16 protein-coding genes are annotated in these 14,841 nt (G+C 55.7%); 15 read left to right on the top strand and 1 reads right to left on the bottom strand.

What is annotated here, in order from left to right:
* Positions 1-75 precede the first annotated feature (75 nt).
* The 15 genes from pdxB to hisP all read left to right on the top strand — a co-directional run bounded on the left by pdxB (position 76) and on the right by hisP (position 14,179).
* Positions 76-1,212 carry a 4-phosphoerythronate dehydrogenase PdxB gene (pdxB, locus tag INF61_RS15440; RefSeq protein WP_193547893.1) on the top strand — a complete coding sequence of 379 codons (1,137 nt, stop codon included), beginning with the start codon at positions 76-78 and terminating at the stop codon, positions 1,210-1,212.
* A 66-nt stretch (positions 1,213-1,278) separates the two neighbouring features.
* On the top strand, positions 1,279-2,292 hold the full coding sequence (locus INF61_RS15435; protein ID WP_015572252.1) for an aspartate-semialdehyde dehydrogenase: 1,014 nt from the start codon (positions 1,279-1,281) through the stop codon (positions 2,290-2,292).
* A complete protein-coding gene (gene truA, locus INF61_RS15430; protein WP_001286071.1) occupies positions 2,292-3,104 on the top strand; it encodes a tRNA pseudouridine(38-40) synthase TruA in 813 nt (270 codons plus the stop codon). The genes INF61_RS15435 and truA overlap by 1 nt, the downstream gene beginning before the upstream one ends.
* Before the next feature lie 28 nt (positions 3,105-3,132).
* Complete coding sequence (locus INF61_RS15425; protein WP_003861406.1) at positions 3,133-3,792, top strand: DedA family protein; 660 nt, start codon at positions 3,133-3,135, stop codon at positions 3,790-3,792.
* Between the two features lie 154 nt (positions 3,793-3,946).
* Positions 3,947-4,852 carry an acetyl-CoA carboxylase, carboxyltransferase subunit beta gene (accD, locus tag INF61_RS15420; protein ID WP_014884667.1) on the top strand — a complete coding sequence of 302 codons (906 nt, stop codon included), beginning with the start codon at positions 3,947-3,949 and terminating at the stop codon, positions 4,850-4,852.
* A gap of 70 nt (positions 4,853-4,922) precedes the next feature.
* A complete protein-coding gene (gene folC / locus INF61_RS15415; protein WP_047726698.1) occupies positions 4,923-6,191 on the top strand; it encodes a bifunctional tetrahydrofolate synthase/dihydrofolate synthase in 1,269 nt (422 codons plus the stop codon).
* Entirely contained in the window at positions 6,181-6,876 is a 696-nt protein-coding gene (gene dedD, locus INF61_RS15410; protein ID WP_017383444.1) for a cell division protein DedD, read from the top strand. Before folC ends, dedD begins: the two co-directional genes overlap by 11 nt.
* A 254-nt stretch (positions 6,877-7,130) precedes the next feature.
* On the top strand, positions 7,131-7,619 hold the full coding sequence (cvpA, locus tag INF61_RS15405; RefSeq protein WP_000262116.1) for a colicin V production protein: 489 nt from the start codon (positions 7,131-7,133) through the stop codon (positions 7,617-7,619).
* 33 nt (positions 7,620-7,652) lie between these two features.
* Positions 7,653-9,170, top strand: a complete 1,518-nt coding sequence (gene purF, locus INF61_RS15400) for an amidophosphoribosyltransferase (RefSeq protein WP_006811407.1) — start codon at positions 7,653-7,655, stop codon at positions 9,168-9,170.
* 89 nt (positions 9,171-9,259) lie between these two features.
* The gene (locus INF61_RS15395; protein WP_193547892.1) at positions 9,260-9,829 is read left to right on the top strand and encodes a UbiX family flavin prenyltransferase; all 570 of its coding nucleotides are present in this window, start codon (positions 9,260-9,262) and stop codon (positions 9,827-9,829) included.
* 290 nt (positions 9,830-10,119) lie between these two features.
* The gene (gene argT, locus INF61_RS15390; protein WP_015572255.1) at positions 10,120-10,902 is read left to right on the top strand and encodes a lysine/arginine/ornithine ABC transporter substrate-binding protein ArgT; all 783 of its coding nucleotides are present in this window, start codon (positions 10,120-10,122) and stop codon (positions 10,900-10,902) included.
* A 226-nt stretch (positions 10,903-11,128) separates the two neighbouring features.
* Positions 11,129-11,911 (top strand): histidine ABC transporter substrate-binding protein HisJ, encoded by a 783-nt coding sequence (gene hisJ / locus INF61_RS15385; protein ID WP_003861421.1) that lies wholly within the window; start codon positions 11,129-11,131, stop codon positions 11,909-11,911.
* Positions 11,912-11,999: 88 nt separating this feature from the next.
* Positions 12,000-12,686: a histidine ABC transporter permease HisQ gene (locus INF61_RS15380; protein ID WP_015572256.1), complete on the top strand. Its 687-nt coding sequence runs from the start codon at positions 12,000-12,002 to the stop codon at positions 12,684-12,686.
* Positions 12,683-13,396: an ABC transporter permease gene (locus INF61_RS15375; protein WP_003861424.1), complete on the top strand. Its 714-nt coding sequence runs from the start codon at positions 12,683-12,685 to the stop codon at positions 13,394-13,396. The genes INF61_RS15380 and INF61_RS15375 overlap by 4 nt, the downstream gene beginning before the upstream one ends.
* Before the next feature lie 9 nt (positions 13,397-13,405).
* On the top strand, positions 13,406-14,179 hold the full coding sequence (hisP, locus tag INF61_RS15370) for a histidine ABC transporter ATP-binding protein HisP (RefSeq protein WP_003861426.1): 774 nt from the start codon (positions 13,406-13,408) through the stop codon (positions 14,177-14,179).
* Positions 14,180-14,319: 140 nt separating this feature from the next.
* On the opposite strand, the gene INF61_RS15365 is transcribed toward hisP, so the two are convergent.
* The gene (locus tag INF61_RS15365) at positions 14,320-14,820 is read right to left on the bottom strand and encodes a GNAT family N-acetyltransferase (RefSeq protein ID WP_032669436.1); all 501 of its coding nucleotides are present in this window, start codon (positions 14,818-14,820) and stop codon (positions 14,320-14,322) included.
* Between the last annotated feature and the right edge of the window lie 21 nt (positions 14,821-14,841).

Below are 14,841 nucleotides of genomic sequence, written 5' to 3'. Positions count from 1 at the left end.
GGCGGAGATATATGCCCGGCGGCGAGATTATGGCACACTTGGCAGGTTTACTTCCTCTCAAACAGGTACTCAGACGTGAAAATCCTCATTGATGAAAATATGCCTTACGCCCGTGAGCTATTCAGCCGCCTGGGTGAGGTTAAGGCTGTCCCTGGTCGCCCGATTCCGGTTAGCGAACTGGACGATGCAGACGCCCTGATGGTGCGCTCGGTGACCAAAGTAAATGAGGCACTGCTCACTGGCAAAGGGGTTAAATTTGTCGGGACGGCAACGGCCGGGACCGATCATGTGGATGACCAGTGGCTTAAGCAGGCGGGGATTGGTTTTTCCGCGGCGCCAGGCTGTAACGCCATTGCCGTCGTGGAATATGTTTTCTACTCGCTATTGATGCTGGCCGAGCGCGATGGTTTTGCGCTGAAAGACCGCACCGTCGGGATTGTGGGTGTGGGCAACGTGGGCGGACGTCTGCAAAAGCGTCTGGAAGCCTGGGGCATCCGCACCCTGCTGTGCGATCCGCCGCGTAAGGATAACGGCGATGAAGGCGACTTCCGCACGCTGGATGAGCTGGTCGACGAGTGCGACGTCATCACCTTCCATACGCCGCTCTTTAAAGAGGGGCCGTACAAGACTCTGCACCTGGCCGACGAAAAGCTGATCCGCCGTCTGAAGGCTGGCACTATTCTGATAAATGCCTGCCGGGGACCGGTGGTGGATAACGCGGCGCTGCTGGCATGTCTGAACGAACGACAAAACCTCAGCGTGGTGCTGGACGTCTGGGAACCCGAGCCGGATCTCAACGTTGAGCTACTCAACAAGGTGGACGTGGGCACCGCGCATATCGCTGGCTACACGCTTGAAGGCAAAGCGCGCGGCACGACGCAGGTGTTTGAAGCCTACAGCGCCTTTATCGGTCATCCGCAGCAGGTAGCGCTGGATACCTTACTCCCCGCGCCAGAATTTGGTCGCATCACTCTGCACGGCCCGCTCGATCAGGCAACGCTGAAAAGGCTGGTGCATTTGGTGTATGATGTGCGCCGCGATGATGCGCTGCTGCGTAAAGTGGCGGGTATTCCGGGTGAGTTTGACAAGCTGCGCAAAAATTACCTTGAGCGCCGCGAGTGGTCTTCCCTGTATGTCATGTGCGATGACGCGTCAGCGGCGGGGCTGCTGCATAAACTGGGATTTAACGCCGTTCACCACCCGGCACGTTAATGTCTTCTTAATGCTCCCTGTCGGATGCTCCGGCAGGGACGCTTTTTATTTCTGGAGTAAACCACCATGTCTGAAGGCTGGAACATTGCCATTTTGGGTGCCACTGGCGCCGTGGGCGAAGCCCTGCTTGAAACCCTTGCTGAGCGTCAGTTCCCGGTGGGTGAGATTTATGCACTGGCGCGTACCGACAGCGCAGGAGAACATCTGCGTTTCGGCGGCAAATCCGTGATGGTGCAGGATGCCGCCGCGTTTGACTGGACGCAGGCTCAGCTGGCGTTTTTTGCCGCAGGGGCGGAAGCCACGGCGTCTTACATTGAAGAAGCGACAAATTCAGGCTGTCTGGTGATCGACCTGAGCGGCCTGTTCTCCCTGGAGCCGGATGTGCCGCTGGTGGTGCCGGACGTCAACCCGTTTGTGCTGGCTGACTACCGCAACCGCAACATCATTGCAGTACCGAACAGTCTCACCAGCCAGTTGCTGACCGCGCTGAAGCCGCTGATCGACGACGGTGGCCTGTCGCGTATTTCCGTGACCAGCCTGCTTTCAGCCTCCGCTAACGGTAAAAAAGCCGTAGACGCACTGGCAGGGCAGAGCGCGAAGCTGCTGAACGGTATCCCGATCGACGAAGATGATTTCTTTGGCCGCCAGCTGGCGTTCAACATGCTGCCGCTGCTGCCGGATCGTGAAGGTTCGGTGCGGGAAGAGCGTCGTATCGTCGATGAAGCACGCAAAATTTTGCAGGATGACGGGCTGATGATCTCCGCGAATGTCGTGCAGTCTCCGGTCTTTTACGGCCACGCGCAGATGGTCGGGTTTGAAGCCCTGCGTCCGCTGGCGGCTGAAGAAGCCCGCGACGCGTTTGGCCGCGGTGAGGACATTGTCCTGTCCGAAGAGAGCGAATTCCCGACGCAGGTGGGCGACGCCACCGGCAGCGCGCATCTCTCTGTGGGCTGCGTGCGTAACGATTACGGTATGCCGGAGCAGGTGCAGTTCTGGTCCGTTGCCGACAACGTGCGTTTTGGCGGCGCGCTGATGGCGGTCAAAATCGCGGAAAAACTGGTGCAGGAGTATCTGTACTGATGTCAGATGTGGAACAAAAGCCGGTCCACAGAATTGCCCTCGGCATTGAATACGATGGCAGTAAATACTATGGCTGGCAGCGGCAGAATGAGGTGCGCAGCGTCCAGGAGAAGCTGGAGAAAGCGCTCTCTCAGGTGGCGAATGAACCGATAAGCGTCTTCTGTGCGGGCCGCACCGATGCCGGCGTTCACGGCACGGGGCAGGTGGTGCATTTTGACACCACCGCCGTGCGCAAAGACGCGGCCTGGACGCTGGGTGTAAATGCGAATTTGCCTGGTGACATTGCCGTGCGTTGGGTGAAAGCTGTGCCGGATGATTTTCACGCGCGTTTCAGCGCGACGGCGCGGCGCTACCGTTATGTCATCTATAACCAGCGCCTGCGCCCGGCGGTGTTAAGCCAGGGCGTGACGCATTTTTATGAACCGCTGGATGCAGAACGTATGCAGCGTGCGGCGCAGTGTCTGATTGGAGAGAATGACTTTACGTCGTTTCGTGCGGTGCAGTGTCAGTCCCGTACGCCGTGGCGTAACGTCATGCACATTAACGTCAGTCGTTATGGCGCGTATGTGGTGGTGGATATCAAAGCCAATGCCTTTGTACATCATATGGTGCGGAATATTGTAGGCAGCCTGATGGAAGTGGGCGCCGGACACCAGCCGGAGAGCTGGATTGCAGAACTGCTGGCAGCGAAGGACAGAACGCTTGCGGCAGCAACGGCGAAAGCGGAAGGGCTGTATCTGGTTTCGGTGGATTATCCGGACCGGTTCGACCTGCCAAAACCGCCAATGGGCCCGCTGTTTTTAGCGGACTAAACAAAGGTGCAATTAGGGCTTAGACAATATGGACGTAATACGTTTTCTGATTGATTTCATCCTGCATATTGATGTTCACCTGGCGGAGCTGGTCGCGCAGTACGGCGTCTGGGTGTACGCCATTCTGTTCCTCATTCTGTTCTGTGAAACCGGCCTTGTGGTTACGCCGTTCCTGCCGGGAGATTCACTGCTGTTCGTGGCGGGCGCGTTATCCGCACTGCCAACGAATGACCTGAATGTCCATCTGATGGTGGTCCTGATGATCATCGCCGCGATTGTTGGTGATGCGGTCAATTACACCATCGGGCGGGTGTTTGGCGAGCGGTTGTTCAGTAATCCGGATTCGAAGATTTTCCGCCGCAGTTATTTAGATAAGACCCATGCGTTCTATGAGCGCCATGGCGGTAAGACCATTATCCTTGCCCGTTTTGTGCCTATTGTGCGTACATTTGCACCGTTTGTGGCGGGAATGGGTCACATGTCCTATCGTCATTTTGCCATGTACAACGTGGTGGGCGCGCTGCTGTGGGTGCTGCTGTTCACCTATGCAGGCTACCTGTTTGGCGATCTGCCGGTGGTTCAGGAAAACCTTAAGTTACTGATTGTAGCGATTATTGTGCTTTCCGTACTGCCTGGCGTCATCGAAATTATCCGTCACAAACGCGCGGCGGCAAAGCAAGCGAAGTAAATGCATGCTGGCGGTTCGACCACTTTTTTATCCAAAGTTTCGGGCTGTTATGTTTTAATGTGCAACATTCATGGTCTGTTGGAGGCAAAAATGGCATTATTCGCCTCTTACAGCAAAACTGGCATACGACCAGGTTCAGGCAGAAAGGTTATCAATGAGCTGGATTGAACGAATTAAAAGCAACATTACCCCAACGCGTAAAGCGAGCATTCCTGAAGGGGTATGGACGAAGTGTGATAGCTGCGGCCAGGTTCTGTATCGCGCAGAGCTGGAACGCAATCTTGAGGTGTGTCCGAAGTGTGACCACCATATGCGTATGTCGGCGCGCAACCGCCTGCATAGCCTGCTGGACGAAGGTTCTCTGGTAGAACTGGGCAGCGAACTGGAGCCAAAAGATGTGCTTAAGTTCCGCGACTCCAAAAAATACAAAGATCGTCTGGCCTCTGCACAGAAAGAGACCGGCGAGAAAGACGCGCTGATCGTCATGAAAGGCACCCTGCACGAGATGCCGGTGGTTGCCGCCGCGTTTGAGTTCTCCTTTATGGGCGGCTCAATGGGCTCTGTGGTTGGCGCGCGATTCGTGCGTGCCGTTGAGCAGGCGCTGGAAGACAACTGCCCGCTGATCTGCTTCTCCGCCTCCGGTGGCGCACGTATGCAGGAAGCGCTGATGTCCCTGATGCAGATGGCGAAAACCTCTGCGGCGCTGGCGAAAATGCAGGAGCGCGGTCTGCCGTACATCTCGGTACTGACCGATCCAACCATGGGCGGCGTTTCTGCAAGCTTCGCGATGCTGGGCGACCTGAACATCGCTGAGCCAAAAGCGCTGATCGGCTTTGCGGGTCCTCGCGTTATCGAGCAGACCGTACGTGAGAAACTGCCGCCGGGCTTCCAGCGCAGTGAGTTCCTCATTGAGAAGGGCGCCATCGACATGATCGTCCGCCGTCCGGAAATGCGCCTGAAACTGGCAAGCGTCCTGGCGAAGCTGATGAATCTGCCGGCGCCGAACCCGGACGAGCCGCGCGAAGGCGTGGTGGTACCGGATCAGGAACCCGAGGCCTGATAACTGAAAAGGGCAGGGCCGAATGGCGCTGCCCTTTTGCTTTCTAAACCGTTAATGACAACCGGGCATCATGGAAAATAAAAGCATTCCTCAAGCCACGTCGCCCCTGGCCGCGTGGCTTTCTTATCTGGAAAACCTGCACAGTAAAACTATCGACATGGGCCTTGAGCGCGTAAGCCAGGTTGCCGCGCGTCTTGACGTGTTGAAACCCGCGCCTTTCGTATTTACCGTGGCCGGCACTAACGGTAAAGGCACCACCTGCCGCACGCTGGAATCTGTCCTGATGGCGGCGGGGTACAAGGTTGGCGTTTACAGCTCGCCGCATCTGGTGCGCTATACCGAGCGCGTGCGCGTGCAAAACACCGAGCTGGCGGAATCCGCCCATACGGCGTCGTTTGCCGCTATCGAAGCTGCGCGCGGCGAAACCTCATTAACCTATTTCGAATACGGCACCCTGTCGGCGCTGTGGCTGTTTAAGCAGGCGCAGCTGGACGTGGTGATCCTGGAAGTGGGGTTGGGCGGGCGTCTGGATGCCACCAATATGGTGGATGCGGATGTCGCCGTCGTCACCAGCATCGCGCTGGATCACACCGACTGGCTGGGCCCGGACCGCGAGAGCATTGGCCGTGAGAAGGCCGGTATTTTCCGGGCCAATAAGCCTGCCGTGGTAGGCGAACCGGACATGCCGCACACCATTGCTGAGGTAGCGAAAGAGAAGGGCGCTCGTCTGCTGCGTCGCGGCGTGGACTGGCAGTATGAGGTGCAGGACAACGGCTGGTGCTTCAGCGATGCGCAGGGCGTGCTGGAGAGTCTGCCCCTGCCGCAGGTGCCACAGCCTAACGCGGCGACTGCGCTGGCAGCCCTGCGCGCCAGCGGATTAGCGGTAAGCGAGCAGGCAATCCGCGACGGCATTCAGAACGCACTGTTACCGGGACGTTTTCAGATTGTGAGTGAGTCACCGCGTCTGATTCTGGATGTTGCACATAACCCGCATGCGGCGGCGTACCTCGCAGGACGTCTCAAATCGTTACCAAAAACCGGGCGCGTGCTGGCGGTTATCGGTATGCTTCATGATAAAGATATCGGCGGCACGCTGGCCTGCATGGAGAGTGTGGTCGATAGCTGGTATTGTGCTCCTCTGGAAGGGCCGCGCGGCGCGACTGCTGAGCAGTTGATGGAACATCTCGGCAAAGGCGAAATCTACAGCAGTGTGGTTTCGGCCTGGCGTGCCGCGATGGCGGAGGCTAAACCAGAAGATACCGTGCTGGTGTGTGGGTCATTCCACACGGTGGCACATGTCATGGAAGTGATGGACGCGGGGAGAACCGGTGGCGAGTAAGTTTCAGAACCGTTTAACAGGAACCATTGTGCTGGTCGCGCTCGGGGTGATTATTCTCCCGGGACTGCTCGACGGGCAAAAAAAGCATTACCAGGATGAATTTGCGGCCATTCCGCTGGTACCCAAACCGGGCGATCGCGACGAGCCCGATATGCTGCCAGCGGCAACGCAGGCGCTGCCTGCCCAGCCGCCAGAAGGTGCAGCGGAAGAGGTGCGCGCAGGTGATGCAGCCGCGCCGTCTCTTGATCCGTCGCGTCTGGCCGCGAATAACAACGTTGAAATCGATCCTGTACCGGTAGAGCAACCCAAACCGGTTGAAAAACCGAAGCCGGTAGAGAAAACGCAGCCTAAACCGCAGCGTGACAAAGCCGACGAGCAGCTGGCTGCGGCAACGGAAACGCCGCCACCGGCCAAACAGACCCAGCAGGAGGCCGCCCCTACGGGTAAAGCCTATGTCGTTCAGCTCGGTGCGTTGAAAAATGCAGATAAGGTCAATGAGATCGTGAGTAAACTGCGCGGCGCGGGATACCGTGTTTATACTTCACCCACCACGCCGGTACAGGGTAAAATTACCCGTATCCTCGTGGGGCCGGATGCGTCTAAAGATAAGCTCAAAGGTTCGCTTGGCGAGCTGAAGCAAATCTCCGGCCTGAGCGGTGTGGTGATGAACTACAGCGCCAACTGATAGAAATTATCCCCTCACCCTAACCCTCTCCCCAAAAGAGCGAGGGGACGGTTTGCTCCCTCTCCCTTGAGGGAGAGGGCCGGGATGAGGGGGAGGCAGACGTTCACAGAAACGTCAAAGGTGCGGGGGCGTTGAGCATTTTTTCAGCGCCTTTTTTATTTACGCGTGGGAAGGAAATCCCTACGCAAACGTTTTCTTTTTCTGTTAGAATTCGCCCCGAACTGGATGACAGGGCGTTTAATCGTGGGACACATATGGTCTGGATTGATTACGCCATCATTGCGGTGATTGGTTTTTCCTGTCTGGTTAGCCTGATCCGTGGCTTTGTTCGTGAAGCGTTATCGCTGGTAACCTGGGGTTGTGCTTTCTTTGTTGCCAGTCATTACTACACTTACCTGTCTGTCTGGTTCACGGGCTTTGAAGATGAACTGGTCCGAAACGGAATCGCCATCGCGGTGCTGTTTATCGCGACGCTGATTGTCGGCGCTATCGTCAATTACGTGATAGGTCAGCTGGTCGAGAAAACCGGTCTGTCAGGAACGGACAGGGTACTCGGCATCTGTTTCGGCGCGTTGCGAGGCGTGCTCATTGTGGCCGCGATCCTGTTCTTCCTGGATACCTTTACCGGGTTCTCCAAAAGTGAAGACTGGCAAAAATCGCAGCTCATTCCGGAGTTCAGCTTCATCATCAGATGGTTCTTTGACTATCTGCAAAGCTCGTCGAGTTTCTTGCCCAGGGCATAAACCCTGAGATGTGGCTTAACGAGGAAAAGACGAATGTGCGGTATTGTCGGTATCGCCGGTTTCATGCCGGTAAACCAGTCGATTTATGACGCGTTAACGGTGCTTCAGCACCGTGGGCAGGATGCTGCGGGTATCATCACCATTGATGCAAACAACTGCTTCCGTTTACGCAAGGCGAATGGCCTGGTAAACGATGTGTTTGAAGCCCGCCATATGCAGCGTCTGCAAGGTAATATGGGGATCGGTCACGTTCGTTATCCTACTGCTGGCAGTTCCAGCGCCTCTGAGGCTCAGCCTTTTTACGTTAACTCCCCGTATGGCATCACGCTTGCCCACAATGGCAATCTGACCAATGCCCACGAGCTGCGTAAAAAGCTGTTCGAAGAGAAACGTCGCCACATTAACACCACCTCTGATTCTGAAATCCTGCTCAATATCTTTGCCAGCGAACTGGATAACTTCCGCCATTATCCGCTGGAAGCAGACAACATTTTTGCCGCCGTTGCCGCGACTAACCGCCTGATCCGTGGCGCGTACGCTTGCGTGGCGATGATCATCGGTCACGGCATGGTGGCCTTCCGCGATCCAAATGGCATTCGCCCGCTGGTGCTCGGCAAACGTGACCTCGGCGATGGCCGTTCCGAGTACATGGTTGCCTCCGAAAGCGTGGCGCTGGACACTCTGGGCTTCGAATTCCTGCGTGATGTCGCGCCAGGCGAAGCGGTCTACATCACTGAGAAGGGCCAGCTGTTTACCCGTCAGTGCGCCGACAACCCGGTGAGCAACCCGTGCCTGTTCGAATACGTTTACTTCGCGCGTCCGGACTCGTTCATCGACAAGATTTCCGTTTACAGCGCGCGCGTCAACATGGGGACGAAGCTGGGCGAGAAGATTGCCCGCGAGTGGGACGATCTCGACATTGATGTCGTGATCCCAATCCCTGAAACCTCCTGTGATATCGCGCTGGAAATTGCCCGTATTCTGGACAAGCCGTACCGTCAGGGCTTCGTAAAAAACCGCTACGTGGGCCGCACCTTTATCATGCCGGGCCAGCAGCTGCGTCGTAAGTCCGTACGTCGTAAGCTGAACGCTAACCGTGCCGAGTTCCGCGACAAGAACGTGCTGCTGGTGGACGACTCCATTGTGCGCGGCACGACGTCTGAGCAGATCATCGAGATGGCGCGTGAGGCCGGGGCGAAGAAAGTGTATCTCGCCTCCGCAGCGCCGGAAATTCGCTTCCCGAACGTGTATGGCATTGATATGCCAACCGCTAATGAGCTGATTGCTCACGGTCGTGAAGTAGACGAAATTCGGCAGATCATCGGTGCCGACGGCCTGATTTTCCAGGATCTGAACGATTTGATCGACGCGGTGCGCGCCGAGAACCCGGATATTCAGCAGTTCGAATGCTCGGTATTCAATGGGATCTACGTAACGAAAGACGTTGACCAGCAGTATCTCGACTATCTGGATTCGCTGCGTAACGACGATGCGAAAGCCGTCCAGCTGCAAAACGATCTTGAAAGCTTAGAGATGCACAACGAAGGTTGATGCGTATGCAGGTGAGGGTGCTCGCCCTCACTTGCAACTCCCCGTAAAATCCTGCACAGTCTGCCCTGAAATCAGCAAGGGCGAAAATCATGAAACGACTCATTGTAGGGATCAGCGGTGCCAGCGGCGCGATTTATGGCGTCCGGCTGTTACAGGTGCTGCGTGACGTTGCAGGCGTAGAAACCCATCTGGTGATGAGCCAGGCGGCGCGTCAGACCCTCTCTCTTGAAACCGATCTCTCTCTGCGCGACGCTCAGGCCCTGGCTGACGTTGTCCACGATGCCCGCGATATCGCCGCCAGCATCTCTTCGGGCTCGTTTAAAACGGCCGGCATGGTTATTTTGCCCTGTTCGATTAAAACCCTTTCCGGCATTGTAAACAGCTATACCGACACGCTGGTGACGCGTGCAGCGGATGTGGTGCTGAAAGAGCGTCGTCCTCTGGTGCTCTGCGTGCGGGAAACGCCGCTGCACCTGGGACATCTGCGTTTAATGACGCAAGCAGCCGAACTGGGGGCAGTGATTATGCCGCCGGTCCCCGCGTTCTATCATCGTCCGCAAACGCTTGACGATGTCATCAACCAGACCGTTAACCGCGTACTGGATCAGTTCGATATCGACCTGCCGGAAGATCTCTTTACCCGCTGGCAGGGGGCGTGAAGCTGTGCACAAACAAGGTGCATGAAAAGACAATTTGCCCTGTTTCAGGGCAAAACTGCAACCGCGATCATATCCTCGACATTTAATTCGCTTTTTCCCTTTTTCTCTTTCCGGTTCGTTCGGCAGACCTGCTATCTTTCACCATTAAGGCAGTATCGCAACGTTTTATTAACATATTTAACGTCGTAGTTTTAACCCGACGACAATGTGGCATAAGACCTGCAAGAACAGCCTGCAACACAACACACAACATAAACCATAATAAAATCACGGTTCTTGAGGGTAAATGTATGAAGAAGACGGTTCTGGCTCTGTCTTTGCTCGTGGGCTTGAGTGCAGCAGCAAGTAGCTATGCAGCGCTTCCACAGACAGTTCGTATCGGTACAGACGCAACTTACGCGCCATTCTCCTCCAAGGATGCGAAAGGCGACTTCGTGGGGTTTGATATCGATCTGGGAAATGAGATGTGCAAACGCATGGAAGTGAAATGCACATGGGTGGGCAGTGACTTTGATGCGCTGATCCCGTCGCTGAAAGCCAAGAAAATTGATGCCATTATCTCTTCTCTTTCCATCACGGAAAAACGTCAGCAGGAGATCGCCTTCTCTGAGAAGCTCTACGCTGCCGACTCACGTCTGATTGCCGCGAAAGGCTCGCCAATCCAGCCGACCATCGACTCGCTGAAAGGCAAACATGTTGGCGTGCTTCAGGGCTCGACCCAGGAAGGTTACGCCAATGCTAACTGGCGCGAGAAGGGCGTCGATGTTGTGGCTTACCAGAATCAGGATCTGATCTACTCTGACCTGGCGGCAGGCCGTCTGGATGCCGCGTTTCAGGATGAAGTCGCCGCGAGCGAAGGCTTCCTGAAACAGCCTGCGGGTAAAGAGTACGCCTTTGCTGGCCCGTCGGTAAAAGACAAAAAATACTTTGGCGACGGTACCGGTATTGGCCTGCGTAAGGATGATACCGAGCTGAAAGCCGCCTTCGACAAAGCGTTTAATGAGCTGCGTAAAGACGGTACCTACGACAAACTGGCGAAGAAATACTTCGATTTCAACGTCTACGGTGATTAATGCCTGAATAAGATGCACTGAAGTGGTGCATCTTAACGGGGTTATGTTCCAGTATGGTGCAATACATGCACCATACTGGATCGCTGTGTGCATAGTTAAGCATTTAAAATGCAAAAATTCCCGTTCAAAGGCATTAATCTTTGCCTGAATGAGGGGATTAATGGCACATTAACAACACCCCGTCGTCGTAAAAATCTCGTATTAAGACAGTTTGTTGAGGACAGATATGAAAAAACTGGTGTTGTCACTTTCTCTGGTACTGGCTTTTTCCAGCGCCACCGCGGCATTCGCAGCAATTCCGCAGAAAATTCGTATTGGAACTGACCCAACCTATGCGCCTTTCGAATCGAAGAATGCGAAGGGGGAACTGGTCGGTTTTGACATTGATCTGGCTAACGAGCTGTGCAAACGCATTAAAGCGCAATGTACCTACGTTGAAAACCCGCTGGATGCGCTGATCCCGTCCCTGAAAGCGAAGAAAATTGACGTGATCATGTCCTCCCTGTCCATCACAGAGAAACGTCAGCAGGAGATTGCCTTCACGGACAAACTCTACGCGGCAGATTCCCGTCTGGTGGTGGCCAAATCCTCTGACATTCAGCCAACCCTTGAATCTCTGAAAGGCAAACGCGTGGGCGTGTTGCAGGGTACGACGCAGGAAACCTACGGCAACGAGCACTGGGCGCCAAAGGGGATTGAAATTGTCTCTTACCAGGGCCAGGAAAACATCTACGCAGACCTCACGGCAGGCCGCATTGACGCGGCATTCCAGGATGAAGTGGCGGCAAGCGAAGGCTTCCTGAAACAGCCTGTGGGTAAAGATTACAAGTTCGGCGGTCCGTCCATTAAGGACGAAAAACTCTTTGGCGTCGGTACCGGTATGGGCCTGCGTAAAGAAGACAACGAACTGCGTGAAGCCCTGAACAAAGCGTTCGCCGAGATGCGTGCGGACGGCACCTATGACAAGCTGGCGAAAAAGTACTTCGATTTTAATGTTTACGGCGGCTAATCGCCCCGTCTGATAACGTGCGGCCCCTCCCGTTGCGGGAGGGGAAAAGACACGGTTCCACCACTCACGAGACGACAGGGCACGCGGTATGCTGTACGGATTTTCTGGCGTTATTTTACAGGGCGCGCTTGTCACCCTTGAGCTGGCTATCAGCTCCGTGGTGCTGGCGGTGCTGATAGGCCTGGCGGGCGCGGGGGCAAAATTATCCGCCAACAGACCGCTGGCGCTGATATTTGAAGGCTATACCACGCTGATTCGCGGCGTGCCTGACCTGGTGCTGATGCTGCTGATCTTTTACGGCCTGCAAATCGCACTTAACGGCGTGACGGATGCCATCGGCATGGAGCAGATCGATATCGACCCGATGGTGGCCGGTATTATTACCCTTGGTTTTATCTACGGTGCCTATTTCACTGAGACTTTCCGCGGCGCTTACATGGCCGTGCCGAAAGGGCATATTGAAGCGGCAACCGCCTACGGTTTTACCTCCTCACAAACGTTTCGCCGGATCATGTTCCCGGCCATGATGCGCTACGCGCTGCCGGGCATCGGTAACAACTGGCAGGTTATTCTCAAGGCTACGGCGCTGGTCTCCCTGCTGGGTCTGGAAGATGTGGTGAAGGCCACGCAGCTGGCGGGTAAAAGCACCTGGGAACCGTTCTATTTTGCGGTGGTCTGCGGCGTAATTTATCTGGTCTTTACGACCGTCTCCAATGGTGTGCTGCTTCTGCTCGAACGTCGCTACTCCGTGGGTGTGAAGAGGGCTGACCTGTGATTGAGATTATTCAGGAGTACTGGAAATCCCTGCTGTGGACGGATGGCTACCGCTTTACTGGCGTGGCCATCACGCTTTGGCTGCTGATCTCCTCGGTGGTAATGGGCGGCATTCTGGCGGTGTTTCTTGCCATTGGCCGCGTGTCGAACAATAAATTTATCCAGTTCCCTATCTGGCTATTCACCTACGTGTTTCGCGGTACTCCGCTGTACGTGCAACTGCTGGTGTTCTATTCCGGGATGTACACGTTGGAGATCGTGAAAGGCACCGAGATGCTGAACGCGTTCTTCCGCAGCGGTCTGAACTGTACGGTGCTGGCGCTGACCCTCAATACCTGCGCCTATACCACCGAGATCTTCGCCGGGGCCATCCGTTCTGTGCCGCACGGTGAGATCGAGGCGGCGCGCGCGTACGGCTTCTCCTCCGTGAAGCTCTACCGCTGTATTATTCTGCCTTCGGCGCTGCGTATTGCGCTGCCGGCCTACAGCAACGAAGTGATTTTAATGCTGCATTCGACGGCACTGGCGTTTACCGCCACGGTACCGGATCTGTTAAAGATTGCCCGCGATATTAACTCTGCCACCTACCAGCCGTTTACGGCGTTTGGCATTGCGGCAGTGCTCTATTTGATCATTTCTTACGTCCTGATCAGTCTGTTCCGTAAGGCTGAAAAACGCTGGTTGCAGCATATAAAACCGTCGACGCACTGAGAATTTATGATGGCTGAGAACAAATTAAACGTAATTGATTTGCACAAGCGCTACGGCGAACATGAAGTGCTGAAAGGGGTGTCGCTGGAGGCTAACGCGGGCGACGTGATCAGTATTATCGGCTCATCAGGTTCGGGTAAAAGTACCTTCCTGCGCTGCATCAACTTCCTCGAAAAGCCGAGCGAAGGATCGATTGTGGTGAGCGGACAGAACATCAACATGGTCCGTGATAAAGACGGCCAGCTTAAAGTGGCGGATAAAAACCAGCTGCGCCTGCTGCGTACACGCCTGACGATGGTGTTCCAGCACTTCAACCTCTGGAGCCACATGACGGTGCTGGAGAACGTGATGGAAGCGCCGGTTCAGGTGCTCGGCTTAAGCAAGCAGGAAGCCCGCGAGCGTGCGGTCAAATACCTGGCGAAAGTGGGTATCGACGAGCGGCAGCAGATCAAATATCCGGTGCACCTGTCAGGGGGGCAGCAGCAGCGTGTTTCCATCGCCCGTGCGCTGGCGATGGAGCCGGAAGTGTTGCTGTTTGACGAACCGACTTCTGCGCTGGATCCTGAACTCGTTGGCGAAGTACTGCGCATCATGCAAAAGCTGGCGGAAGAGGGCAAAACGATGGTGGTGGTGACGCACGAGATGGGCTTCGCACGTAACGTTTCTAACCACGTTATCTTCCTGCATCAGGGGAAAATTGAAGAGCAGGGGCACCCCGATGAGGTGCTGGCGAACCCGCAAAGCCCGCGCTTGCAGCAGTTCCTGAAAGGCTCGTTGAAGTAGGTTTGGCCTTTCTCCCTCTCCCTGTGGGAGAGGGCCGGGGTGAGGGCATCAGGCCGCAGAGCCGCCCAATTGCCCGGTGGCGCTTCGCTTACCGGGCCTACAAACCCCGTAGGCCGGGCAAACGCAGTGCAGCCCGGCATTCAACACTCCAGCCGATACACCCAGTCGTCATACCGTACGCCTTTAATCTCGTACGCCTTCTCCAGCACCTGCGTGCGCACAAAACCCGCTTTCTCAAGGACCCGCACCGACCCAACGTTATCCGCCAGCACGTACGCGTTTATCGCCTTCACGCCCGTCTGGTTAAATGCATACTCACACACCGCGCGCAGCGCTTCGCTGGCAATGCCTTTTCTCTGCGCGGCAGGCACAACCGTGTAGCCAATATCCGCCTCTTCACGGTTCGCCGCACTGATTTGCAGGCCGATATCCCCGAGCGGCGTAACGTCGTTATGCAGACGGATCACAAAGACATGCTCCGCCATCAGGCGCGCGGCAAATACGCGGCGCGTCTCTTTTTCCGGCGTGATAGCGGCCATATAGCGCATGATGGCGGGGTCTTCACGCAGAGAGCGGAAGAACGCCCAGTCAGAAGGTTCGAAAGGGGTGAGGTGAAGCCGGGTTGTGGTAATGGTTGCCATAGTTACGCCATCTCATCCAGA

It is taken from the genome of Enterobacter cloacae complex sp. P18RS (assembly GCF_014982105.1).
GTDB lineage: Bacteria > Pseudomonadota > Gammaproteobacteria > Enterobacterales > Enterobacteriaceae > Enterobacter > Enterobacter hormaechei_C.
The sequence above is the reverse complement of the archived record's forward strand: the minus strand, read 5'-3'. Positions and strand labels throughout refer to the sequence as shown.